17 protein-coding genes are annotated in these 23,667 nt (G+C 70.0%); 11 read left to right on the plus strand and 6 right to left on the minus strand.

The features are described 5' to 3' along the window. Positions 1–55: 55 nt before the first annotated feature. From NYO99_RS13730 to NYO99_RS13750, 5 genes are all read right to left on the minus strand, one after another. A complete protein-coding gene (locus NYO99_RS13730; protein WP_268167783.1) occupies positions 56–2,830 on the minus strand; it encodes a serine/threonine-protein kinase in 2,775 nt (924 codons plus the stop codon). Further along, a complete protein-coding gene (locus NYO99_RS13735) occupies positions 2,830–3,423 on the minus strand; it encodes an ECF-type sigma factor (RefSeq protein WP_268167784.1) in 594 nt (197 codons plus the stop codon). Before NYO99_RS13735 ends, NYO99_RS13730 begins: the two co-directional genes overlap by 1 nt. Before the next feature lie 25 nt (positions 3,424–3,448). Then, complete coding sequence (locus NYO99_RS13740) at positions 3,449–4,747, minus strand: tryptophan--tRNA ligase (protein WP_268167785.1); 1,299 nt, start codon at positions 4,745–4,747, stop codon at positions 3,449–3,451. Between the two features lie 87 nt (positions 4,748–4,834). After that, positions 4,835–5,857 carry a LacI family DNA-binding transcriptional regulator gene (locus NYO99_RS13745; RefSeq protein WP_268167786.1) on the minus strand — a complete coding sequence of 341 codons (1,023 nt, stop codon included), beginning with the start codon at positions 5,855–5,857 and terminating at the stop codon, positions 4,835–4,837. A 31-nt stretch (positions 5,858–5,888) separates the two neighbouring features. After that, complete coding sequence (locus NYO99_RS13750; protein WP_268167787.1) at positions 5,889–7,820, minus strand: glycoside hydrolase family 3 protein; 1,932 nt, start codon at positions 7,818–7,820, stop codon at positions 5,889–5,891. Between the two features lie 190 nt (positions 7,821–8,010). Between NYO99_RS13750 and NYO99_RS13755 the strand changes: the two genes are divergently transcribed. The 8 genes from NYO99_RS13755 (at position 8,011) to NYO99_RS13790 (ending at position 20,219) form a co-directional block, all read left to right on the plus strand. Then, complete coding sequence (locus NYO99_RS13755; RefSeq protein WP_268167788.1) at positions 8,011–10,749, plus strand: TonB-dependent receptor; 2,739 nt, start codon at positions 8,011–8,013, stop codon at positions 10,747–10,749. 55 nt (positions 10,750–10,804) lie between these two features. Continuing rightward, positions 10,805–12,169, plus strand: a complete 1,365-nt coding sequence (locus NYO99_RS13760; protein ID WP_268167789.1) for a GH1 family beta-glucosidase — start codon at positions 10,805–10,807, stop codon at positions 12,167–12,169. A 135-nt stretch (positions 12,170–12,304) separates the two neighbouring features. Then, complete coding sequence (locus tag NYO99_RS13765; protein ID WP_268167790.1) at positions 12,305–13,537, plus strand: ABC transporter substrate-binding protein; 1,233 nt, start codon at positions 12,305–12,307, stop codon at positions 13,535–13,537. A 124-nt stretch (positions 13,538–13,661) separates the two neighbouring features. Further along, a complete protein-coding gene (locus tag NYO99_RS13770; protein ID WP_268167791.1) occupies positions 13,662–14,546 on the plus strand; it encodes a carbohydrate ABC transporter permease in 885 nt (294 codons plus the stop codon). Then, complete coding sequence (locus NYO99_RS13775; RefSeq protein WP_268167792.1) at positions 14,546–15,409, plus strand: carbohydrate ABC transporter permease; 864 nt, start codon at positions 14,546–14,548, stop codon at positions 15,407–15,409. Before NYO99_RS13770 ends, NYO99_RS13775 begins: the two co-directional genes overlap by 1 nt. Beyond that, a complete protein-coding gene (locus NYO99_RS13780) occupies positions 15,406–16,461 on the plus strand; it encodes an ABC transporter ATP-binding protein (RefSeq protein ID WP_268167793.1) in 1,056 nt (351 codons plus the stop codon). The genes NYO99_RS13775 and NYO99_RS13780 overlap by 4 nt, the downstream gene beginning before the upstream one ends. A gap of 11 nt (positions 16,462–16,472) precedes the next feature. Beyond that, complete coding sequence (locus NYO99_RS13785) at positions 16,473–17,855, plus strand: glycoside hydrolase family 30 protein (protein ID WP_268167794.1); 1,383 nt, start codon at positions 16,473–16,475, stop codon at positions 17,853–17,855. Positions 17,856–17,951: 96 nt separating this feature from the next. Continuing rightward, complete coding sequence (locus tag NYO99_RS13790; protein ID WP_268167795.1) at positions 17,952–20,219, plus strand: putative bifunctional diguanylate cyclase/phosphodiesterase; 2,268 nt, start codon at positions 17,952–17,954, stop codon at positions 20,217–20,219. Here NYO99_RS13790 and asd read toward each other — a convergent pair. Beyond that, a complete protein-coding gene (gene asd / locus NYO99_RS13795) occupies positions 20,191–21,027 on the minus strand; it encodes an archaetidylserine decarboxylase (RefSeq protein ID WP_268167796.1) in 837 nt (278 codons plus the stop codon). The genes NYO99_RS13790 and asd overlap by 29 nt on opposite strands. 82 nt (positions 21,028–21,109) lie before the next feature. On the opposite strand from asd, the gene trhO reads away from it, so the two are divergent. The 3 genes from trhO to NYO99_RS13810 all read left to right on the plus strand — a co-directional run bounded on the left by trhO (position 21,110) and on the right by NYO99_RS13810 (position 23,667). Continuing rightward, a complete protein-coding gene (gene trhO / locus NYO99_RS13800) occupies positions 21,110–21,931 on the plus strand; it encodes an oxygen-dependent tRNA uridine(34) hydroxylase TrhO (RefSeq protein ID WP_268167797.1) in 822 nt (273 codons plus the stop codon). Further along, positions 21,928–22,263, plus strand: coding sequence for a hypothetical protein (locus NYO99_RS13805; RefSeq protein ID WP_268167798.1), 336 nt, complete (start codon positions 21,928–21,930; stop codon positions 22,261–22,263). The genes trhO and NYO99_RS13805 overlap by 4 nt, the downstream gene beginning before the upstream one ends. Positions 22,264–22,365: 102 nt before the next feature. After that, the gene (locus NYO99_RS13810; RefSeq protein ID WP_268167799.1) at positions 22,366–23,667 is read left to right on the plus strand and encodes a UDP-N-acetylglucosamine 1-carboxyvinyltransferase; all 1,302 of its coding nucleotides are present in this window, start codon (positions 22,366–22,368) and stop codon (positions 23,665–23,667) included.

Consider the following 23,667-nt stretch of genomic DNA (forward strand, 5'->3'; position numbering starts at 1 on the left):
GTGGCAAGTTGCCTCTAAAACCTAGATTGACGACTCTAAATACCGTCGTTCTCGTTCAGAACTGCCCGGCCCAGTGCGGCTGCCAGCGGCCCCGGCCCAGCTCGGCGCGCAGCGCGTCCAGCGGGTGGGCGGCCAGCCAGTCCGGGCGCAGGGCGTCGGCACGCGCCAGGGCGGCGGCGGCCTCGGGCGTGCGCGCAAGGCTGGCGGCCAGGTCCAGTTGTGCGCGCCAGTGCGGCAGGCCCTGCGGTTGGGGCAGGGCGTCCAACAGCGCCACGCGCTGGCGCAGCGCGGTGACCGCGGCGTCGTGCCGGCCCTCGGCGCGCAGCAGTTCGCCGTGCAGCTGCGCGATGCGGCTGGCCAGTTGCGCGTGGGTGCGCAGCCAGGGCTGCGCGTCCTGCGTCTGCAGCCGCGCCAGCGTGCGCCGCGCCAGCGGCAGGTCGCCCAGGCGCAGCGCCACGCGCGTGACGGCCATGCCGGCCTCGGCCCAGGGCGGGCCGGAGATGTCAGGGCTGCGCGCCAGCTCATCGGCCAGGCGGTGAGCCGTAGGCAGCCAGTCTGTAGCGCGCTCGGGTGCCGCCAGCGCGCGGGCCAGCAGCGCGGCGCTCTCGCGCGGCAGGCGCAGCGTGGGGTGGCCTGCGGCCTCTGGTGGCAGCATGCGCTCCAGTTCGTCATGCACCTGCACGGCCTGCGCGTAGTCGCCCAGCTCCACGAGGTGGCGGGCCAGGTCGGCGCGCATGCGCTGGCTGCTGGAGTTGCCGGGGCCCAGCAGCGCGTCCATGTCGGCAACGATCTGCCGCGCCACCGCGACGCTGCCCTCCGCGCGCCCCAGCCGGGCCTGGATGTTCCACACGTGCTGGCGCAGGCGCGTCACGAAGCGGGCGCGGTGTGCGGGCGCCGTGGCCCAGGAGGCGCGCGTGGCCTCGATGAGGCGCTCGGCGTCCAGCAGCCGGCCCTGCGCGAGCCGCAGCTGGTAGAGGTAGGCGTTGTAGTACGGGTACTCGAAGTCGCTGGGCTTGAACTGCCGCTGCACGATGGGCCAGGCCCGCACGTGCATGGCCTCCGCGTCTGCAAAGCGGCCCGCGCCGGCATAGGCCACGATGAGCTGGTAGAGCAGGTTGACATGGTCGTTCTCCTGCTCGGAGCCGGCCGGCGCGCGTGCCAGCACCGGCAGCAGCGGCTCACCCAGCGCGATGACCTCCAGCGGCGAGTTCAGCGCCGTGTAGATGCGCGCCAGCCGCAGCCGCGCGATGCGCGTGCGCTCGTCGTCATCGCCCCAGCGCCTGGCGTTCAGCGCGATGAACTCCTGCGCCAGCGGGATGGCGATGTCGTGGCGGTTCATGTCGGAGTAGGTCGCCACCATCACGTCCAGCACGCGCAGGTAGGTCAGCTCGTCGCCGGCAAAGCGCTGCTTCAGGTCGGCCCGGCTTTTCTCCAGCACCTCGAAGATGGTGGGGATCTGGCCGCCGTGGCGATCGGGGTTGGCCGAGGCCAGCAGCTCGGTCAGGTAGCGCGTGACTTCCTCGCTCTGGCGCGCGGCGGCCTGGGCCTGGTCGCGCTGCCACAGGCTCAGGCCCAGGCCCAGGCTCAGCGCTGCGAAGACCAGCGCCGCGCCGCCGGCCAGTGCCGCGTTGCGCCGCAGCCAGAGCCGCGCGCGGTGGCGCCAGTCCTCCGCGCGCACGCTGACCGGGCGCTGCGCCAGCCAGCGCTCCAGGTCGTCGATGAAGCTGCCCACGCTGGCATAGCGCTCGGCGGCATCGCGGCGCATCGCCTTGGCCGCCACGGCCTCCAGGTCGCCCGCGGCGCGGCGCGCGTCGGCCGGCCGCCCCGGGCCCTGCCCGCTGCTGGCGTCGTCGGCCTGGCCCAGGCTGCGCGTGATGCGCTGGGCCTGGCCGTGCAGCACGGCATGCTCCAGCGCCGTGCGGCTGGCGCCGCGCTGGCCGAAGGGCAGCTGGCCGCTGGCGAGCTCGTACAGCATGACGCCCAGCGAGTAGACGTCGGCCGCCGCGCCGATGGGCCCGCCGAGAATCTGCTCGGGCGCCGCGTAGGCCGGCGTCAGCCGCCGGCCGGACAGCTGCGTGAGCTGGCTGTCGGCCTGCTGGCCCGAGGGGTCCAGCAGACCGGCGATGCCGAAGTCCAGCAGCTTGGTGTGGCCGGCGTCGTCCACCATGACGTTGCTGGGCTTGAGGTCGCGGTGGACGATGAGCTGCGCATGCGCATGCTCCACGGCGCGGGCGATCCGGATCAGCAGGCGCATGCGGGCGTTCAGGTCCAGCCGCTGCGTGCGCACATGCTCGGACAGCGTGTGCCCCACCACATGCTCCAGCACCAGGAAGGCGCGCCCGTCCTGCTCGCCGGCATCCAGCAGCCGGGCGATGCCGGGGTGGGTGAGGCGGCCCAGCAGCGCGCGTTCGCGGGCGAAGCGCGCAGCCAGCCCGGGGCCGGCCACGTCGTCGCGCAGCAGCTTGATGGCCGCCTGGCCCTGGTACAGCCCGTCGGCGCGCTCGGCCCGCCACACCTGGCCCATGCCGCCTTCGCCCAGCAGCTCGCACAGGCGCCAGGCGCCGAAGCGGTCGCCCGTTCGCGGGGCGGCGGCGTCCGGAGCCGGGGCGGCCAGTGCGTGCGCCAGCTGGTCACCGAAGCCGGACACGCCCAGCGTGACGGTCGCGTCGTCCGGCGGCAGCGCCGCCAGCATGCGGGCCAGCCGCGCGGCCAGCTCGGGCGGCTGCAGTGTGGCCAGCCGTTCGGCGCGGGCCGCCGCTGGCAGCTCGGCCAGCTCGTCGAACAGCGGGGACAGCCGCTGCCAGTCCTCGGGCTGCAGGCCGGCGCTCATCAGTAGACGGTGTTCGGCGGGTCGCCCAGCAGTTCCTGCAGCAGCGCCCGGGCCTTCAGCAGCTCGCGGTTGATGCTGCGCGTGGAGACCTCGCGCAGCGCCGCCACCTCGGCGATGGTCAGGCCGGCGAAGCCGATCATCTCGATCAGCTCGTACAGCGGCTCGTCGAACGCGCGCATGCGCGCCAGCGCCTGGTCCAGGCCGATCAGGTCCACGGCCTGGCTCTGCACGGCGGCCACGTCTCCGGCGGCCGACAGCGTCACCATGACGGCGTCGCCGCCGCGCTTGTCACGGCCCTCGGTGCGCAGGTGGTCGATGACGACCGAGCGCAGCACGCGGCCCACGTAGGCGAAGAACTGGCCGCGTGTGTCGCCCTGCAGGCCTTGCTGGTCGGCCATGCGCAGAAAGCCCTCATGCACGAGGGCCGTGGTGTCCAGTCCGCAGGCGCGGCCCTGGGCGCCGCTCTGTGCCAGCCGCATGCGGGCCACGCGCTTGATCTCGGGGTACAGCAGCGCGTAGAGCTGCTGCAGCGCCGCCGCATCGCCGCGGGCCGTGCCGGCCAGCAGCTCGGTGATCGCGGGCGTGGTGACCATCAGCAGCGCAGCCCGGTCGCCCGGATCAGGCCGCGTCGGCCTGGAACGCGGCCAGCGCGGCGGCGATGTCGGCCTCGGCGGCCTCGCGCTGCACCGGGGCGTCGGCGGTCAGCGCGGCGGCGCCGCCCTGCTTCAGCCGCGCCACCCACTGGCCGGCCTCGCGGCCCTGCTCGAAGGCCTGGCTCTGCAGCAGCAGCGCACCGTCGGCCGACAGCAGCTTGAAGTAGAACTTGCCGTCGGCCTCGCGGTACTGCTTGAACACCGGCAGCGCGACCTTCTCGGTCTTGGCGACGGCCGTGGTGGCGGTCTGCGTGTAGGGGCGCAGGCCGACGGCCTCGCGCAGCGTTTTCAGGAAGGGCACGGCGATGGCGCGGGCCTTGGCGGCGCCGGCCTGCAGGATGGCTTCCAGCTCGGCCGGGTTGGCCATCAGCGCCTCGTAGCGGGCGCGCATGGGGCCGATCTGCGACTCGATCAGCGCCACCAGCTGCTGCTTGGCCTCGCCCCAGCCCAGGCCGGCGCGCAGCGCAGCGCGGAAGGCGGCGCGCTCATCGATGCTCGCGAACGCGTCGTAAAGCGCCACCAGCGTCTGGCCCTCGGGCTCCTTGGGCTCGCCGGGCAGCTTGCTGTCGGTGACGATGCGGGCCACGGCGTCCTGCAGCGCCTTGGCGCCGCCTTCGAAGAGCGGGATGACGTTGTCATAGCTCTTGCTCATCTTGCGGCCGTCCAGGCCGGGCAGCAGCTCCATCTCGGCGTCGGTGACGGCTTCGGGCAGCGTGAACAGCGCCTGGCCGCGGCCGAACAGGTGGTTGAAGCGCTGGGCCACGTCGCGGGCCATCTCGATGTGCTGCACCTGGTCTTTGCCCACGGGCACCTTGTGCGCGTTGAACATCAGGATGTCGGCCGCCATCAGCACGGGGTAGCTGAACAGGCCCATGGTGACGTTGGCGTCCGCGTCCTCGCCGGCCGCCACCGCGGCGTCCACGGCGGCCTTGTAGGCATGGGCGCGGTTCATCTGGCCCTTGGCGGTGACGCAGGTCAGCAGCCAGGTCAGCTCGGGGATCTCGGGGATGTCGCTCTGGCGGTAGAGCGTCACGCGGTTGGTGTCCAGCCCGGCGGCCACCCAGGTGGCGGCGATGGAGCGGCTGGAGCGGGCGATGCGGTCCGGCTCGTCGCACTTGATCAGCGCGTGGAAGTCGGCCATGAAGAAGAAGCTCTCCACGCCGGGCGCTTGGCTGGCCAGCACCGCGGGGCGGATGGCGCCGACGTAGTTGCCGAGATGCAGGGTGCCGGTGGTGGTGATGCCGGTCAGGACGCGCTGGGACATGAGGGGATCGGGGCAGAAAGTTCGACCCGGATTGTGGCCTCTGCTTCGATGCGGCGGAAAGCGCGGGCCGACCAGGCGCGCCCGCGTTCAGCGGCGCGTGGCCGGGCGGGGCGCAGCGACTGACGCGCGCCAGGTGACGGTGATCTCGAACTCCCGCGAGACCGGCAGGGTGAGGTCGTAGCAGCGGTTGAGCAGCCAGTTCAGGCCGGCCAGCGTGACCTCGCGGCTGGGCACGTGCACGGACGTCAGGCGCGGCGCGGCGAACTCGGCGCTGGGCGAGTCGTCATAGCCCAGCACCGACACCTCGTGCGGCACCGACACACCGCGCTCCTGGAAGTGCGCCAGCATGCCGATGGCCATCTCGTCGTTGGCGCAGAACACCGCGGTGGGCAGCTTCTTGTTCGCCAGCAGCGTGCCGGCGGCATCCCAGCCGGCCTGGTTGGAGAAGTCGCCGGGCACGGTCAGCACCTTGCCCATGTCCAGCCCGCGCGCGGCCAGCTCGCCCATGAAGCCGGCCAGGCGGGCCACGTTGTCTGGCGACGTGGTGGGGCCGGAGACGACCGCGATGTCCTTGTGCTTGTGCTGCAGCAGCGCGCGGGCGGCCTGCACGCCGCCCTGCACGTGGTCGGCCATGAAGCACTGCTCCTTGATGCGGTCGAAGTTGCGGTTCAGCACGACGACCTGGCGCTGCGCGCTGCCCAGCGCCTTGATGTCCTCGTCCTGGATGGCGTTGGACAGCACGATGAGGCCGTCGCAGTCGCGGTCCAGCAGGAAGCGCATGCCCTCGTTGGTCTCGACGCGCTCGTCCAGCAAGCCGTCGCCGAAGGCCACCACCATGTGTAGGCCCTGGCCGCGCAGCACCGTGTCGATGACGCGCAGGATGGGCGTGTAGTAGGTGCCGCGCAGGAAGGGGATGTAGACGCCGATCAGCTTGGACGTGCCGGCGCCCAGCGAGCGCGCCGTCTGCGACGGGCGGAACTTCAGCTGCGCGATGACCTTGCGCACACGCTCGGCCGTGGCCGGCGCGACGGAACCGTTTCCGCTGATGACGCGTGACGCGGTGCCCACGCCCACGCCGGCCAGCCGCGCTACATCCTTGATCGTTGCCATTCGCCCTCTGCTCTTTGGAGCAGGGATTGAATCACAGGGGGCAGATGGGCTGCGGGTCGGCCGGCTCGGGCAGTGGTCGCGCGCTGGCCTGGGTCTCCTTGCCGCTCAGGCCGCCGCCCACCTGCCACCAGGGCCTGGCCTCGTGGCTGCTGAACTGGCAGGGGCCGGCGGGCCAGGGGAAGGACAGCCGGCCCGTGAAGCCGGGCCAGGGCCTGCCGTCGGCTGGGGCGATGAGCACGTCCGTCAGGCCTGCGCCCTCGCTGCCCGGCTGCCAGGCCGCGATGAAGGCGTCGCTCTTGTTGGCCAGATCGTTCACGTACAGCGGCCGGCCCGAGTACAGCAGCGTGATGACCGGCGCGCCGCGGCCGGCCACGCGCTGCAGTACCGCGGCGTCCTGCGGATGACGGCGGCTGTGGCGAAGGTTCTCGGTGATGCGCACATCGCCCTCGCCCTCGGCGTAGGGCGTCTCGGCCAGCACGGCGACGACGGCGTCGAACTGCTTGGGGTCGTGCGTGCGGCCGTCGGCATCGAAGACGACGTTGGTCGCACCGAGGCGCTGGCGCAGCGCGGCCAGCAGCGAGGTGGCGTGGGGAAAGTCGGCATTGGTGGTGTCGCGGCCCTGCCAGGTGATGCTCCAGCCGCCCGCCTGGTGGGGCAGGCTGTCGGCCGCCGCGCCGACGACCAGCACGCGGGCCGTGCCCTTCAGCGGCAGCAGGCCGGGCCGGTGCTTGAGCAGCACCAGCGACTCGCGCACCGCGCGGCGCGCCAGTGCCGGTGCCTGCAGGGCCTCCACGGTGGCCGGCACGGCGGTCGGCACCGACATGCTGAACTTCACGCGCAGGATGCGTCGCACCGCATCGTCCAGCCGCGCCATCGGGATGCGCCCCTGCTCCACGGCGCGCACGGTGTTGTGGAAGAAGGCCTTCCACTTGAAGGGCACCATGACGACGTCGATGCCGGCGTTGATGGCCTGGGGGCAGTCCTCGTCCTTGCAGCCGCTCACCTGGCCGACGCCGTCCCAGTCGCTGACGATGAGGCCGTCGAACGCGAGGCGCTCCTTCAGCAGATCAGTCATCAGCGTCTTGTTGCCGTGCATCTTGCCGTGCGGCGTGAAGCTGGCGCTGTCGGTCCAGCTGTTGAACGAGGCCATCACGGTCAGCACGCCGGCATCCAGCGCGCCGAGGTAGCCGGCGCCGTGCACGTGGGCGAGGTCGGCCGGCGAGGTCTGCGCCAGGCCCTGGTCGATGCCGCGGCGCGTGCCGCCATCAGCGATGTAGTGCTTGGCCGTGGCCAGCACGCCGCGGCCATCCTTCAACCCGTCCTGCAGGCCTTCGACAGCGGCCTGGCCCAGTCGCTTCACGAGCGCCGGGTCGGCGCCGTAGCTCTCGTAGGTGCGGCCCCAGCGCACGTCCTGCACGACGGCCAGCGTCGGCGCGAAGGCCCAGTGCAGGCCGGTGGCGCGCACGGCGCGAGCCGTGGCGCGGCCGATGTCGCGCACCAGGTCGGCGTTGCGCGTGGCGCCCAGTGCGATGTTGTGCGGGAACAGCGTGGCGCCGCGCAGGTTGTTGTGGCCGTGGACGGCGTCAGTGCCCCAGATCAGCGGGATGCCCGGCGTGGCCTGCAGCGCGGCGGCCTGGAACTGGTCGGACAGCGCACGCCACTGCGCCGGCGTGGCGGCGCGGTCCTGCCCCGGCCAGCCGCCGCCGCCGTTGAGGATGGTGCCGATGGCGTACTCGCGCACCTCGTCAGGCGTGATGGCGCGGATCTCGGGCTGCGTGATCTGGCCGACTTTCTGCCGCAGCGACAGCGTCTTGAGCGCCGCCTCCACGCGGGCCTCCAGCGCGGCGTCGCGCTGCGGCTGGCGCACCGGCCAGGGCTGCAGAATGGCATCGGTTCCATTGGCGTTTGCGGCCTGCGCGCACAGCAGCAGCGCAGCGGCCAGCATCAAGGGGTTTTGTCTCATGTTCAGTTGTTCATTGGGGTGGCGGACGGTAGTGGTTGAAGCAAAAAAACGTCAACCCCCGGGGCGTTGCGGTTGACAGCGGCTCGATCGGGCATTTAGATTTGCGCCGCGTTTGGAACCGGTTCCACATTTCGCAGTGGATCAGGTTTCGGACCAGCGAACAAGACGAACCAGACCCCAGGAGACAACCATGACCCGCTCCGTGCCGCGCGCCGCCTCGCGCGTTCTGCCGCAGTTGCCCGCACGAGGCCTGCGCCTCACCCCCATCGCTGCCGCCGCGCTGCTGTGCGCGCCCCTGCTGGCCGCCGCCCAGGCCGCGCCGGCCGCCGAGCAGAAGCTCGAGACCGTCACGGTGACAGGCTTCCGCGCCAGCCTGGAATCCTCGATCAGCACCAAGCGCAATGCCGACGCCATCGTCGAGGCCATCTCGGCCGAGGACATTGGCAAGCTGCCCGACGTGTCCATTGCCGACGCGATCTCGCGCCTGCCGGGCCTGACCGCCCAGCGCGTGGCCGGCCGCTCGTCGGTCATCAGCATCCGCGGCATGGCGCCGCGCTATGGCGTGACGCTGCTGAACGGCCGCGAGATCGTGTCCACGGGCGACAACCGCTCGGTGGAGTACGACCAGTTCCCCAGCGAGCTGATCAATGCCGCCACGGTCTACAAGACGCCGGACGCCAGCCTGTCCGCGCAGGGCCTGTCGGGCACCATCAACATGAAGACGCTGCGGCCGCTGGACTTCGGCAAGACGCAGGCCGTCGTCGGCGCCCGTCTGGAGCGCAACTCCAACGGCTCGCTGAACCCCGAGATCTCGGGCAACGGCAATCGCCTGTCGGCCTCATACGTGACGCAGTCGGCCGACCGCACCTGGGGCGCGGCCGTGGGCTTCGCGCACCTGGATTCTCCCAACCAGGAGCAGCACTACAAGAGCTGGTGGTGGGCCAACACCAGCGTGTGGGGCTCGCCGCTGCCGGGCACGCCGACGGATTCCGTCGCGCTGCAGGGCTTCGAGCTGGGCGCGGCGTCGTCGCGCCAGAAGCGCGACGGCCTGATGGCGGTGCTGGAGTACAAGCCCGGCAACGGCTTCCACAGCACGCTGGACGCCTACTACTCCAAGTTCGACCAGACCGAGGCCCGCCGCACGGTGATGTCGGACATGTCCGTGTGGTCCGGCGCCAGCTGGGCCAATGCGCAGACCACGGTGGTCAACGGCGACAAGCTGGTCACCAGCGGCACGGTGAACAACGTCAACCCGGTGGCGCTGACCACCTTCAACCAGCGCCAGGACGACGTGCGCGCCCTCGGCTGGAACAACGAGCTGAAGCTGGCCGACTGGAAGCTGGTGGCCGACCTGAGCTGGTCCAAGGCCAAGCGTGACGAGCAGAACGCCGAGCTGGCCGCGGGTGCGACCTCGCGCGTCAGCCTGGGCCAGGTCAACATCGCGACCGGCGACGGCCTGTCGACCTTCCAGCCGAGCTTTGACTACGGCGACGGCAGCAAGGTCTACCTGACCGACCCGCCGAATTGGGGGCGCGACGGCCGCAGCCAGTTCCCCAAGGTGCGCGACGAGCTCAAGGCCCTGCGCCTGACCGCCGGCCGCAGCTTCGAGGGCGTGTTCAACAGCCTGGACGTGGGCCTGGACTACTCCGAGCGCGAGAAGCGCATGAACCGCACCGAGGTCTACTACAACCTCAAGAACAACCGTGCGCCGGTGCTGGTGCCGGCCAACCTGCTGCGTGCGCCCACCGACCTGAGCTTTGCCGGCAGCAAGATCCGCATGGTCAATTTCGACCTGCCCGCCGCGCTGGGCCTGTACGACGCCGTGCCCGCGTCGGAAGACCAGGCGCCCGGCCGCATCTGGGCCGTGCAGGAGAAGGTCACGGCGGCGCACGCCAAGCTGGGCTTCGATGTCGAGTGGGGCCTGCCGCTGCGTGGCACGCTGGGCCTGCGCGTCGTGCACGCGCAGCAGTCCAGTGACGGTCAGCTGTGGAACTCGGTCACCAAGAAGGGCGACCCCATCAGCGGCAGCGCCAGCTACACCGATGTGCTGCCCAGCTTCAACCTGTCGGCCGACCTGACCGAGAAGACCATCCTGCGCTTCGGCCTGGCCAAGGTGCTGGCACGTCCCAACATGGAAGACATGCGCGCCGGCATGTCCTACAGCCTCAGCGGCACGGCGCCCTACCTGTGGTCCGGCAACGCCGGCAACCCGGCGCTGGAGCCCTGGCGCGCGGATGCGGTGGACCTGTCCGTCGAGCACTACTTCAGCAAGCGCAGCTATGTCGCGGCGGCAGCCTTCCACAAGAACGTCAAGAGCTCGGTCTACGGCCAGGGCAAGGACTTCGATTTCACCGGCTTCCCCAACCCCACGCCCAACACGCCGACCCGCAACATCGGCACGCTGAACCGGCCCGCCAATGGCCAGGGCGGCATGATTGCCGGCACGGAAATCAGCGCCTCGCTGGACGGCGGCCTGCTGACCCCGGCGCTGGACGGCATCGGCGTGAGCGTCAGCTACTCCAACACGCGCAGCTCCATGCACGAGGAGAACAACCCCAACAAGCCGCTGGATGGCCTGTCGGGCGTGGCGACCAACTTCACGCTGTACTACGAGCGTGACGGCCTCTCGGCCCGCCTGGGCAGCCGCCACCGTTCGCCCTTCGTGACCACGGTGCGCGGCACCTTCGGCGAGAACGTGCCCAGCATGATCTCGGGCGAAACCATCCTCGACGCGCAGCTGGGCTATGCCTTCGAGACTGGCAGCTTCAAGGGGCTGTCGCTGACGCTGCAGGTCAACAACCTGCGCGATCGCCCCTACCGTACCCGGGTGGGGGTGTCGTCTGGTGCCGCCGACCCGAATGCGACGCTGCCCGAGCGCTACACCTCGTACGGGCGCCAGCTGCTGCTGGGCGGCACGTACAAATTCTGACTCCGACCCCATTTTGAAAATTGCGCCGGCCGTCGTGCCGGCGCTCCAATTGCGCATGAGCTTCCAAAACGCCCCGACCCGCCAAGACTTCCCCGCCGACTTCCGTTGGGGCGTATCCACTTCCTCGTTCCAGATCGAAGGCGCCGGCGATGCCGACGGCAAGGGTGAATCGATCTGGGACCGCTTTTGCAAGCAGCCCGGCCGCATCCGCGACGGCGGCAACGGCCTGGTGGCCTGCGACCACTACCACCTGTACCCGCAGGACCTGGATATGGCCAAGGCCATGGGCGTCAACGCTTACCGCTTCTCCATCGCCTGGCCGCGCATCCTGCCGAACGGGCATCTTGGGCGCGGTGCCGTGAACGAGGCCGGCCTGGCCTTCTACGACCGGCTGGTGGACGCCATGCTCGAGCGCGGCCTGGACCCCTGGTGCACGCTCTACCACTGGGACTTGCCGCAGGCACTGCAGGACCAGGGCGGCTGGCTGTCCCGTGAGACCGTTGCGGCCTTCGTCGAGTACACCGACATCGTCACCCGGCGCCTCGGTGATCGCGTCAAGCACTGGATCACGCACAACGAGCCGTGGTGCTCCAGCATGATGAGCTACTGGGAGAACGTGCACGCGCCCGGCGGCACGAGCTTTGCCGATGCACTGCAAGCCAGCCACCACATCCTGCTGTCGCATGGCCTGGCCATCCCGGTCATCCGCAAGAACGTGCCCGGTGCGGACATCGGCATCACGCTGAGCCTGCACCCCATCACCGCGGCCAGCGACAGCCCCGAGGACGCCGCCGCGCTGCAGCGTCATGACGGCCTGCGCAACCGGTGGTTCCTGGACCCGCTGTTCGGCCGCGGCTACCCGGCAGACACGCTGGCCCTCGCCGGCGATGCCGCCCCGACCGTGCTGCCCGGTGACCTGGAGGCCATCGCCACGCCCACCGACTTCCTCGGCGTGAACTACTACTTCCCCGAGATGGTGAAGCACGATCCCGATCCGAAGACGGGCGGCCCGATGCGCGCCAGCCTTGTCGAGAAGCAGGGCGTGGAGCGCAGCGGCTTCGGCTGGGAGGTGTCGCCGCAAGGCCTGGTCGACCTGCTGGCCCGGGTGCAGCGCGACTACAACCCCACCGTCATCCAGTTGACCGAGAACGGCTCCACCTTCGAGGACGTGCTGACGCCCGAGGGCCGCGTGCATGACAAGGAGCGCCTGTCCTACCTGCAGCGCCACCTGGCCGCGCTCAAGGCTGCCGTGGATGCCGGCGTGCCGGTGAAGGGCTACTTCGCCTGGAGCCTGCTTGACAACTTCGAGTGGGCCGAGGGCTACCTGCGCCGCTTCGGCCTGGCCTATGTGGACTACCCCACCCAGCGCCGCATCCTGAAGGACTCCGGCCTCTGGTATGGCCAGTTCCTGAACGAATAATTAACGCACGTCGGCCCGCTCATTCGCGGGAACGGGCGGTTTCTAAATGAAATATTACAGGGTCATCCCGCAGTTCGGTTTTGCCGCCGCGGGGGACACTGCGGCCCTCGCTGCCCACAAGAATCCGGAGACAAGATGAGCTATCCCCGCCTCGCCCTGCTCGCCGCGGCCCTCGCCGTGGCCGCCCTGCCGGCCGCCGCCCAGGCGCCGCTGAAAGCCGAAGTCATCCACTGGTGGACGTCCGGTGGCGAGTCCGCCGCCGCCAAGACGCTGGCCGAGGCCTACAAGGCCCAGGGCGGCCTGTGGGTGGACACCGCCGTCGCCTTGGGCGAGCAGGCCCGCTCGGTGGCCATCAACCGCATCGCCGGTGGCAACCCGCCGACCGCCGCGCAGTTCAACACCACGCAGCAGTTCCGCGACATCGTCGAGCAGGGCTACCTGAACAACGTCGACGACGTCGCCAAGCGCGACGGCTGGGACAAGTTCCTGCCCGAGGCCGTGCTGAGCGCCATCCGCGTCAACGGCCACTACTACGCGGCGCCGGTCAACATCCACAACATGAGCTGGTTCTGGTTCTCCAAGGCTGCCTTCAAGAAGGCCGGCATCGCGGAAGAGCCCAAGACCTTCGACGAGCTCTTCGCCGCGCTGGACAAGCTCAAGGCTGCCGGCCTGGTGCCGCTGGCGCATGGCGGCCAGCCCTGGCAGGACGGCATCGTCTTCACCGCCGTGTTGGCCCATTACGGCGGCCGCGAGCTGTACCTGAAGGTCTTCAAGGACCGCGACCCCAAGGTCATCCAGGGCGAGGCCTTCAAGAAGGTGCTGCTGGCGTTCAAGCGTCTGCAGAGCTACACCGACAAGGGCTCGCCGGGCCGCAACTGGAACGATGCCACCGCCATGCTGATCAACGGCCGCGCCGGCGTGCAGATCATGGGTGACTGGGCCAAGGGTGAGTTCGCCCAGGCCAAGCAAGAGGCCGGCAAGGACTACGGCTGCACGCCCGGCTTCGGCGCCAATGCGCCCTACATCATCCAGGGCGACGTGATGGTGTTCCCGAAGACGAACAAGCCTGACCAGATCAAGGCCCAGCAGCTGCTGGCCAGCGTCATCACGCAGCCGGCCACGCAGGTGGCCTTCAGCATCAAGAAGGGCTCCATCCCCATCCGCACCGACGTGGACGTCAGCAAGATGGACGTGTGCGGCCAGATGGGCGTGGCGGCGATGAAGGACAAGTCGCGCCACCTGGCCAACGGCGAGATCTACATCACGCCCGACCAGAACGGCGCCCTGCAGGACGTGCTGACCAGCTACTGGAACCGCAACATCCCCGTCGAGAAGGTCCAGAAGGACATCGTCTCTGCGTTGAAGTAGCCCACCCCCTACGCGCTTCGCGCGCCCCCTCGAGGGGGCACTGCCGACGGCCCGGCCAAGCCGGTCCGTGGCAGTCGCTGGAGGAGCGGCGCGGCTTCGCCGCAGCCTAGCAAGTCAGGTGTTCATGAAATCCAAGTTCTTCAACCGATGGTCAGCGTGGGGGGCCTTGCTCCCTCTGGCCGCCATCGTTCTCGTCGGCTATGTCGGCACCGTGCTGTGGACGCTGCGCACGTCCATGTCCAGCTCGCGCACCTTCCCCAAGGACGACTTCGTCGGCCTGCAGCAGTTCGAGCGCCTGCTGGACAACGAGCGCTGGCAGCTCGCCATCCACAACCTCGCCGTCTACGGCGTGCTCTACATCCTGGCGGCCATGGTGCTGGGCTTCCTGCTGGCGGTGTTCATCGACCAGAAGGTGCGCGGTGAGGGCGTGCTGCGCACCGCCTTCCTGTACCCGTACGCGATGTCCTTCGTCGCGACCGGCCTGGTCTGGCAGTGGGTGCTCAACCCCGACAGCGGCCTGCAGAACGCGGTGCAGCAGATGGGCTGGACGAACTTCACGTTCGACTGGATCGTCGACCAGGACATGGTGATCTACACGGTCGTCATCGCCGGCACCTGGCAGGGCGCGGGCCTCGTGATGGCGCTGATGCTGGCCGGCTTGCGCGGCATCGACGAGGAGATCTGGAAGGCCGCGCGGCTGGACGGCATCCCCACCTGGCGCGTGTATCTCTCCGTCGTGCTGCCCATGATGGGCCCGACGCTGGCGACCGTCTTCACGCTGCTGGCCACCGGTGTCGTCAAGGTGTTCGACACCGTCGTCGCCATGACCCAGGGCGGCCCCGGCACCGCGAGCGACGTGCCCGCCAAGTTCATCATGGACCACCTGTTCGGCCGCGCCAACCTGGCGCTGGCCTCGGCGGGCGCGGTGATGCTGCTGATCACTGTGCTGGCTCTCGTCGCGCCGCTGGCCTATGCCCGCAGCCGCAAGCAAGCGCAGGGAGGCCACTGATGAGCAAGCGCAAATCGACCGCCCTGTGGGCGCGGGTCGGCGTCTATGCCTTCCTGCTGTTCGCCGCGGCCTTCTTCCTGCTGCCGCTGTACGTGATGCTCACGACCTCGTTCAAGACGATGGAAGAGATCCGCCTCGGCCAGATCTTCGCGCTGCCGTCCAGCATCACCTTCGATGCCTGGCGCGCCGCGTGGAGCGAGGCCTGCACCGGCGTCAGCTGCGAGGGCGTGCGCGGCGGCTTCTGGAACTCCGTGACGATTGCCGTGCCGTCCGTCGTGCTGCCCATCCTGCTGGGCGCCATCAACGGCTACGCGCTCTCCTGGTGGAAGCCCAAGGGCAGCCAGTGGCTGTTCGGCATCCTGATGCTCGGGGCCTTCATCCCCATCCAGGTGATGATCTACCCGCTCGTCAAGCTGGAGGCGGCCATCGGCATCTACAGCAGCCTGCCCGGCATCGTGTTCGTGCACCTGGTGTTCGCCATGCCCATCATGACGCTGCTGTTCCGCAACTACTACGCGGGCCTGCCGGCCGAGCTGTTCAAGGCGGCGCGCGTGGATGGCGGCGGCTTCTGGCGCATCTTCATCCAGCTGGTGCTGCCGATGTCCACGCCCATGCTCATCGTCGCGGCCATCATGCAGATCACCGGCGTGTGGAACGACTACATCCTGGGCCTGACCTTCGCCGGCCGCGAGAACCAGCCGATGACGGTGCAGCTCAACAACGTCATCAACACGACGACGGGCGAGCGCCTCTACAACCTCAACATGGCCGCGACCATCCTCACGTCGGCGGTGCCCTTGTTGGTCTATCTGATTTCTGGCCGCTGGTTCGTCCGTGGCATTGCTGCGGGAGCGGTCAAGTGAGTGGTGTGAACATCCAGGGCCTGAGCATCAAGTTCGGCGCCAACGAAGTCATCAAGGGCCTGGACCTGCAGGTGCAGGAAGGCGAGTTCCTCGTGCTGCTGGGCCCCTCGGGCTGCGGCAAGTCCACGCTGCTGCACAGCATCGCCGGCCTCATCGACGTGAGCGGCGGCAGCATCCACATCGGTGGGCAGGACATGACCGACGCCGAGCCCAGCGAGCGCGGCATCGGCATGGTGTTCCAGAGCTATGCGCTGTACCCGACGATGACCGTCGAGAAGAACATGAGCTTCGGCCTGCGCGTTGCCGGTACGCCCAAGGCCGAGATCGAGCGCCGCGTCAACAAGGCGGCGCAGATGCTGCAGCTGACGCCGCTGCTGGGCCGCAAGCCGGCGCAGCTGTCCGGTGGCCAGCGCCAGCGCGTCGCCATCGGCCGTGCGCTGGTGCGCGAGGCCGGCGTGTTCCTGTTTGACGAGCCGCTGTCCAACCTTGACGCCAAGCTGCGCGCCGAGTTGCGCCGCGAACTCAAGCTGCTGCACCAGACCCTGGGCAGCACCATGATCTACGTGACGCACGACCAGGTCGAGGCCATGACGCTGGCCTCGCGCATCGTCGTCATGAAGAGCGGCGTCATCCAGCAGATCGGCACGCCCGCCGAGGTCTACGAGACGCCCGCCAACCTCTTCGTCGCCGGCTTCCTCGGCGCACCGGCCATCAACCTCGTGCCCGTCACGGTCGCGGCCGATGGCGTCACGGTGAACGGCGCGCTGTCGCTGCAGCTGGCCGCCGGCCGCGCCAAGGCCGGTCAGCAGCTGGTGCTGGGCGTCCGCCCCGAGCATGTGCGCCTGCAGGCCGACGGCCGCTGGCGCGCCACCGTGGAACTGGTCGAGCCCATGGGCAACCACCAGGTGGTCTGGATGAAGGCGGGCGAGCAGGGCTTCTCGGCCGTCGTGCACGACGGCCGCCGCATCACCGCTGGCGAGACGCTGGCCTTCGACATCGACGAATCCCTGCTGAGCGTCTTCGATGCCGCCAGCGAACTTCGCCTGAACTGACCCACCCTGCCATGAAGAAACTCCTGCTGGCCCTTGCGGCCACCTGCGCCCTCGGGGCTAACGCCTCACCTGTGCGGGCTTTCCTGACCACGGCGGATCAGCAGCAGCTGATGGCGCCCAGCGCGGTGGCAGCGCCGGCCAAGGCCGACCCTGTCATCCGCGTCGACCCCCGCCGCCAGTACCAGCGCATGGCCGGCTTCGGCGCGTCCATCACCGAGGCCTCGGCCTGGCTGATCCGCAACGGCATGAGCCCCGCGCAGCGCGACGCGCTGATGAAGGAGCTGTTCACCCGCGAAGGCCAGGGTCTGGGCTTTGACCTCACACGGCTGACCGTTGGTGCCTCCGACTTCTCGCGCCGCCACTACAGCCTGGCCGACATGCCGCCCGGCCAGACCGACCCCGAGCTCAAGAGCTTCTCGCTGGCGCCGGAGCGTGAGGACGTCATCCCCGCCGTCAAGCAGGCGCTGGCGCTGAACCCGCAGCTGCAGGTCATGGCCTCGCCGTGGAGCGCGCCGGGCTGGATGAAGACCACCGACAGCCTGGTGCAGGGCCAGCTCAAGCCCGAGCACTATGGCGCCTTTGCGCGCTACATGGTGCGCTACGTGGAGGCGATGAAGGCCGAGGGCGTGCCGCTGTTCGCGCTGACGCTGCAGAACGAGCCGCATTTCGAGCCCGGCGACTACCCCGGCATGCGCATGACGCCGCGCACCCGCGCCGAGGTCGTCGGCAAGCACCTGGGCCCGCTGCTGGAAGCCAAGGGGTTGAAGACGCAGATCCTGGAGTGGGACCACAACTGGGACGAGCCCTGGAGCCCGCTGTCCATGCTGTCCGACGCGACGGCACGCAAGTACGTGTCCGGCGTGGCCTGGCACTGTTACGCGGGTGATGTGTCGGCCCAGTCGCAGGTGTCCCGGCACTACCCTGAGCTGGATGTCTGGTTCACCGAATGCTCCGGCGGCGAATGGAAGCCGCAATGGGCCGAGACGCTGCCGTGGATGATGCGCCACCTCATCATCGGCAGCACCCGCCACGGTGCGCGCGGCGTGCTGATGTGGAACCTGGCGCTGGACCCCAAGCACGGCCCGCACCTGGGCGGCTGCAAGGACTGCCGCGGCGTCGTCACCATCGACCCCAAGGACGGCAGCGTCACGCGCAACATCGAGTACTACGCCTTCGGCCATGCCAGCCGCTTCGTGCGCCGCGACGCGCGTCGCGTGGACTCGACCGGCGGCACGCCGACGCTGGACCATGTCGCCTTCACCAACCCCGACGGCAGCACGGCCCTCATCGTCAGCAACTTCGGCGCCCAGCCGCAGCGCTTCACCGTGCAGGGCGCTGGCCAGCGCTTTGCGTACGAACTGCCGCCCAGCGGCGTCGTGACCTTCACCTGGTGACCCGCGGGGCGGGCGCCGCCCCCCCCGCGAGCAAGCGGCTGACCGTGGGCTTGCCGCCACTGGCGCCCGGAGCCGGTCCGTCGCTAGGATGGGCCGATGACCGGGTCGCTCTTGATCAGCACCAGCCTCATCGCCATGCTCGGCGTGGCGCTGCTGGTGCTGGCGCGGCTGGAGCCCGGCCACCCCCATATCACGGACTGGGGCTGGAGCCATGTCCTGCTGGCCGTCGGCCTGGCGCTGGGCGTGGCGCTGGCGCCGCCCCACCTGGGCTTGCCCATCTACCAAGCCCAGGCCACCGTGGCCACCACCAGCATCCTCAGCTCGCTGGCGCTGCAGCTGGCGGGCTCGGCCCGCTACCGCGGCCTGGCCTGGCGCTGGCGCCTCGCCGCCCCGGTGTTCGGGCTGCTGCTGGTTCTCATCCTCGGGCTGGCCCTGGTGCAGCAGCGCTACGCCATCATGGCCGCTGCGGCTGTGCTCACGCTGGGCAGCTGGCTGGCCGCCTGGTGGTTGTGGCGCGGTGGGGCGCGGTCCGAGCGCTTCGTGGCCGGCTGTTTCGCCGCGTCGGGCCTGGTGCACCTCAGCGGCCCCGTGCTGGACCCGCAGGCCCGCTCCGGCATCACGCATGCGATGGGTACCTACGTGCAGGTGGCGCTGGCCATGGCGCTCATCCTGCTGTCGGTGCGGCGCGCGCACCGCGAGACGCAGCGGGTCAACTCACGGCTGCGCCAGCTCTACGAGCAGTCCATGCAGGGGCTGCTGGTGGTGTGCGAGCGCCAGGTCGTCTATGCCAACCCGGCGGCGCTGGCGATGTTCGGCTTCGACCGCGTCGATGACATCGGCAGCGTCGGCCCGCTGATCGCGTCCAGCGAGCTGGACGCGGCCCGCAGCCGCTACGAGCAGCTGCTGCGCGACCGCCAGGGCTACATCAGCTGGGAGGGCGAGCGCCACCGCCGCGACGGCAGCGCCATCTATGTGCGCGGCACGTCCAGCTACTTCGAGTGGGAGGGCCAGCCCGCGCTGCTGGTGCTGATGCTGGACGACACCGAGCGCCAGCGCGCCACCGAGGCCTTGCGCCGCCAGGCGCTGCATGACGAGCTCACCGACCTGCCCAACCGCCACGCCGCGCTGGCCCGGCTGGCCGAGGCCACCGCGCCGGGCAGCCCCGGCTTTGCACTGCTGTCAGCCGACGTCGACCGCTTCCAGCTCGTCAACGAGAGCCTGGGTCACCAGACCGGCGACGCCTTGCTGCAGGCCATCGCCGCACGCTTGCGCGCGGCCTTGCCGCCCGAGGTCATGCTGGCGCGGCTGGGGGAAGACCAGTTCCTGCTGCTGCAGCCCGGCGTGCTGGACGACGCGGCCGCGCTGTTGGCCGGCCAGCGCCTGCTGGCGCATCTGAACGCGCCGTTCAGCGTAGGCCACCGGGCGCTGTATGTGCACGTGTCGGTCGGCGTGGCGCGCTACCCGGCCCATGGTGCCGACGGCACGGCCCTGCTCAGTGCGGCCGAGCTGGCCATGCACCAGGCCAAGCAGCAGGCCGGCGCAGCGGCGGTGGTCTTCCAGCCCGGCATGGCGGCCGGCGCGGGCGGGCTGCTGGAGATCGAGCAAGCCCTGGCCGCGGCCATCGACAACGGCGAGTTCCAGCTCGACTACCAGCCCAAGTTCGCGGCCGGCACGCGCCAACTGGCCGGCTTCGAGGCGCTGGTGCGCTGGCAGCGGCCGGGCCAGGGCCGCGTCAGCCCGGCGGACTTCATCCCCGCCGCCGAGCGCACCGGCCAGATCGTGGCCCTGGGCGCCCTCATCCTGCGCGAGGCCGTGCAGCAGCTGCGCGGCTGGCAGCAGCAGGGCCTGGCCGGCGTGCCCGTGGCCGTCAACGTGTCGCCGCTGCAACTGCAAGACCTGGGCTTTGCCGACTGGCTGCTGGCGCTGGTGCAGGCCCACGGCGTGCCGCCGGGGCTGCTGGAGGTCGAGATCACCGAGACCGCCGCCATGGCCCACATGGAGCGCGTGCTGCCGCAGCTGGCCAAGCTGCGCGCGGCGGGCCTGGGCGTCGCGTTCGACGACTTCGGCACCGGCCAGAGCTCGCTGACGCTGCTGCGCCGCCTGCCCATCACCACGCTCAAGCTGGACCGCAGCATGGTGGAGCCGCTGCCCGAGCCCTCGGCCGGCGCCGTGGTGCGCGCGGCCTGCGTGATCGCCGAGGCGTTGGGCCTCACCGTTGTCGCCGAGGGCGTGGAGACCGAGGTGCAGGCGGCCGAGGTCGAGCGCCTGGGCTGCACCCACCTGCAGGGCTGGCTGTTGTCGCGGCCGCTGCGGGCCGATGCCGCCACGCAGCTGCTCAGCGCGCCATCGGCTCACCCATCCTGATGGCGCCGCCCGGCTGCCAGCCAGGGTTGAACTGCAGGCCGCTCTTCTCGAACAGCATGACGACCGTGGAGCCGAGCAGGAAACGGCCCATCTCGTCGCCCTGCGCCAGCGTGACCTGGCCGGGCGCGTAGTCCCAGGCCTTCACCGTGCCGCCGCGCTTGATCTGGCCGTGCCAGACGGTGGCCATGCTGCCCACGATGGTGGCGCCCACGAGCACCAGCACCCAGCGGCCCAGGGTGTCGTCGTCGAACACGCACACCACGCGCTCGTTGCGCGCGAACAACCCCGGCACGCCGCGCGCCGTCGTCGGGTTCACCGAGAACAGCTCGCCCGGCACGTGCACCATGCGCACCAGCCGGCCGGCCGCCGGCATGTGGATGCGGTGGTAGTCCTTGGGGCTGAGGTAGAGGTTGGCGAACAGCCCGTCCTGGAAGCGGGCGGCCAACTCGGCGTCGCCGCCCACCAGCGCCGTCGTTGAAAACGCCTGGCCCTTGGCCTGGTAGACCTGGTCGCCCTGGATGCGGCCCACCTGGCTGATGGCGCCGTCCACCGGGCAGATCAGCGGTGCCTGGGCCAGCGGCCGCGCACCGTCCTTCAGCGCCCGCGTGAAGAAGTCGTTGAAGGTTGTGTAGCTCGTGATGTCGGGGTTGGCGGCCTCGGCCATGTTGACGCCGTAGCGCGCCACGAAGCGGCGGATGGTGGCCGTGGTGATGCCGCCCAGCGGCTTGGACGCGTAATGCCCGGCCAGGCGGGTCATCGCCAGCTTGGGCATCAGGTACTGCGGCAGGACTTTGAGTCGATCAGACATGGCATCAAGGCCGTGAAGGGTCGCGGATTCTAGGAGGCCGCCTCCGGCGGGGCGCCTAGGGACAGCGCGGACAATCCTGCGCATGCCCATCGTCCACAGCTCCTTCTACCGCTTCACCCCCGTGCCCGACCCGACGGCGTTCGCCGCCTGGCTGCGCGAGGCCGGGGCTGGCCTGGGCGGCGTGGTGCTGGTGGCGAGCGAGGGCCTGAGCGCCGCCGTGGCCGGCCCGGCCGAGGTGCTGGCCCGCTTCGAGGCCGCGCTGCAGCAGCAGCCCGGCTTTGCGGGCCTGCACGTCAAGCACAACCGCTGCGAGCGCCCGCCGTTCAGCCTGCTGAAGGTCAGCGTCAAGCGCGAGATCGTCGCCTTCGGCATTCCCGGGGTGACGGGCGGCGTCAGCGGCGGCGAGGCCACCGACACCCACGTCAGCCCGCAGCGCTGGCGCGAGCTGCTGGACGACCCGGACACCGTCGTGCTGGACAACCGCAACAGCTTCGAGTTCAAGCTCGGCCGCTTCCGCGGCGCCATCGACCCTGGCGTGGCGCACTTCCGCGACTTTCCGGCCTACGTCGAGGCGCATCGGGACGAATGGCAGGGCAAGACGGTGGCCATGTACTGCACCGGCGGCATCCGCTGCGAGAAGACGGCGGCCTGGATGCAGGCCCAGGGCCTGAAAGTGGCGCAGCTGGACGGCGGCATCCTGAACTTCCTCGAAGCCTTCCCCGATGCCGCTCGGGACTGGGAGGGCGAGTGCTACGTGTTCGACAAGCGCATCGCCATCGACGCCCAGGCCCGCGAGACGGGCACCACGGCCGAACAGGTGTTCACCGACCCGGCGGATGCCTGGCGGCTGGCGCGGGCGAAGCGGCTGGACCCCGGTGCATCGGGTGCAGGGGAGGGCGCATGAAGACCGTGCAGGCGCTGGGCTGCCTGCTGCTGTTGGTGGCGCTGACGCTGGCCGCGCTGCTGTTTCGCGACTTGCCCAGCCAGGCTTCGGCTTCGCAGGCAGGCGCCGCGGGGATCTTCTTGTTTTTTGCGCTGGGGCCAGCGGTGGGGGCTGCTGGGCTGCTGCTCCTGCCCTCCACCTTGATCCTGCTGTGGCCCCGGATGCGGCAGCGCTTCGGCATCCGCGGTTTCTGGCTGGGTTTGTGGGGCTTGAACCTCATGGTCGTGTTGACAGGCGTGGCATTGGCGGCCTGGGTGGGATGGGTGGTGCTGACATCGCCCTTTCCGCGCTGAGCGCCCAGCCCCTGCGCAAACCCGTGCTCACCGGGATGTCATCCTGAGACCTGGCAGCCTGTTGCCGAGGGAGAATCTGGCCCTCGTTTCGAGCCCTTGCCCATGTCCCACCTGATCGTCCACGGCGGCACGCCCCTTTCCGGCCGCATCATTCCCTCGGCGAACAAGAACGCCGTCCTGCCCATCCTGTGCGCCACGCTGCTGACCCAGCAGCCGGTGCGCCTGCGCGGCGTGCCCGAGATCACCGACGTGAAGAAGATCGTCGAGGTCTTCCGCAAGCTGGGTTCGCACGTGGAGCTGGACTTCAAGACCGGCATCCTCGACGTCCACCACAAGGACACGCATTTCGACGCGGCCATCGACCGCCTGCCGGAGGAGATGCGCTCCTCCATCATGCTGGTGCCCGGCCTGATGGCGCGCTTCGGCGCCGCGCGCATCGAAGACGATGTCAAGGGCTGCACGCTGGGCGCCCGCGAGATCGACCCGCACGTGGAGGTGTTCCAGCGCTTCGGCGCCGAGGTGGAGCGCCTGCCTGACGGCCTGGTGCTGAAGGTGGACCGCCCGCTCAAGGCCAACGACCACTGGACCGACTACGCCTCGGTCACGACGACCGAGAACTTCGTGTTGTGCGCTGCGCTGGCCGAGGGCACGTCCACGCTGACCAACGCCGCCAGCGAGCCGCATGTGCAGGAGTTCTGCAACTTCATGTCGCTGCTGGGCGCCAAGATCGAAGGCCACGGCACATCCAAGCTGAAGATCACCGGCGTCGAGGCACTCGGCGGGGCGGACTACACGTTCACCGAAGACTTCCACGAGATCGTCACCTTCCTGGCCCTGGGCGCCATCACCGGCGGCAATGTGCAGGTCAAGAACGGCGCGCCGGAGATGTTCCCGCTGCTGGACCGCACCTTCGCGAAGTTCGGCGTGCAGATCGTTCATGAGGACGGCTGGAGCCGCTGCGTCGTGGACGGCCCGCTGAAGGTCAAGGAGCCCTTCACGCGCAACATCCTGCAGAAGGTCGAGGCGGCGCCCTGGCCCTATGTGCCGGTGGACCTGCTGCCCATCTTCGTGGCCCTGGGCGTCAAGGCCGAAGGCAGCGTGATGTTCTGGAACAAGATCTATGACGGCGCGATGGGCTGGACCAGCGAGCTCGCCAAGTTCGGCGCGCACGCGTTCCTCTCCGACCCGCACCGCATGATCACCTTCGGCGGCAAGCCGCTGAGCCCGGCCGAGGTGGAAAGCCCCTACATCATCCGCGTCGCTATCGCGCTGCTGATGGTGGCCGCCAGCGTGCCTGGCAAGAGCGTGATCCGCAACGCGACGCCCATCCGGCGTGCGCACCCGAACTTCGTCGAGCACATCTGCGAGCTGGGCGCTCGCATCGAGTGGGTCGACGGAGACTGA

The organism is Roseateles hydrophilus, from assembly GCF_026712245.1.
Taxonomy (GTDB): Bacteria; Pseudomonadota; Gammaproteobacteria; order Burkholderiales; family Burkholderiaceae_C; genus Pelomonas; species Pelomonas hydrophilus.

What these genes read in the sequence shown, in the direction of transcription:
- asd (WP_268167796.1), bottom strand. Translation starts at nt 21,027, where the DNA reads ATGTCTGATCGACTCAAAGTCCTGCCGCAGTACCTGATGCCCAAGCTG.
- NYO99_RS13750 (WP_268167787.1), bottom strand. Translation starts at nt 7,820, where the DNA reads ATGAGACAAAACCCCTTGATGCTGGCCGCTGCGCTGCTGCTGTGCGCG.
- NYO99_RS13775 (WP_268167792.1), top strand. Translation starts at nt 14,546, where the DNA reads ATGAGCAAGCGCAAATCGACCGCCCTGTGGGCGCGGGTCGGCGTCTAT.
- NYO99_RS13745 (WP_268167786.1), bottom strand. Translation starts at nt 5,857, where the DNA reads ATGGCAACGATCAAGGATGTAGCGCGGCTGGCCGGCGTGGGCGTGGGC.
- NYO99_RS13755 (WP_268167788.1), top strand. Translation starts at nt 8,011, where the DNA reads ATGACCCGCTCCGTGCCGCGCGCCGCCTCGCGCGTTCTGCCGCAGTTG.
- NYO99_RS13810 (WP_268167799.1), top strand. Translation starts at nt 22,366, where the DNA reads ATGTCCCACCTGATCGTCCACGGCGGCACGCCCCTTTCCGGCCGCATC.
- NYO99_RS13805 (WP_268167798.1), top strand. Translation starts at nt 21,928, where the DNA reads ATGAAGACCGTGCAGGCGCTGGGCTGCCTGCTGCTGTTGGTGGCGCTG.
- NYO99_RS13760 (WP_268167789.1), top strand. Translation starts at nt 10,805, where the DNA reads ATGAGCTTCCAAAACGCCCCGACCCGCCAAGACTTCCCCGCCGACTTC.
- NYO99_RS13785 (WP_268167794.1), top strand. Translation starts at nt 16,473, where the DNA reads ATGAAGAAACTCCTGCTGGCCCTTGCGGCCACCTGCGCCCTCGGGGCT.
- NYO99_RS13770 (WP_268167791.1), top strand. Translation starts at nt 13,662, where the DNA reads ATGAAATCCAAGTTCTTCAACCGATGGTCAGCGTGGGGGGCCTTGCTC.
- NYO99_RS13730 (WP_268167783.1), bottom strand. Translation starts at nt 2,830, where the DNA reads ATGAGCGCCGGCCTGCAGCCCGAGGACTGGCAGCGGCTGTCCCCGCTG.
- NYO99_RS13740 (WP_268167785.1), bottom strand. Translation starts at nt 4,747, where the DNA reads ATGTCCCAGCGCGTCCTGACCGGCATCACCACCACCGGCACCCTGCAT.
- NYO99_RS13735 (WP_268167784.1), bottom strand. Translation starts at nt 3,423, where the DNA reads ATGGTCACCACGCCCGCGATCACCGAGCTGCTGGCCGGCACGGCCCGC.
- trhO (WP_268167797.1), top strand. Translation starts at nt 21,110, where the DNA reads ATGCCCATCGTCCACAGCTCCTTCTACCGCTTCACCCCCGTGCCCGAC.
- NYO99_RS13790 (WP_268167795.1), top strand. Translation starts at nt 17,952, where the DNA reads ATGACCGGGTCGCTCTTGATCAGCACCAGCCTCATCGCCATGCTCGGC.
- NYO99_RS13765 (WP_268167790.1), top strand. Translation starts at nt 12,305, where the DNA reads ATGAGCTATCCCCGCCTCGCCCTGCTCGCCGCGGCCCTCGCCGTGGCC.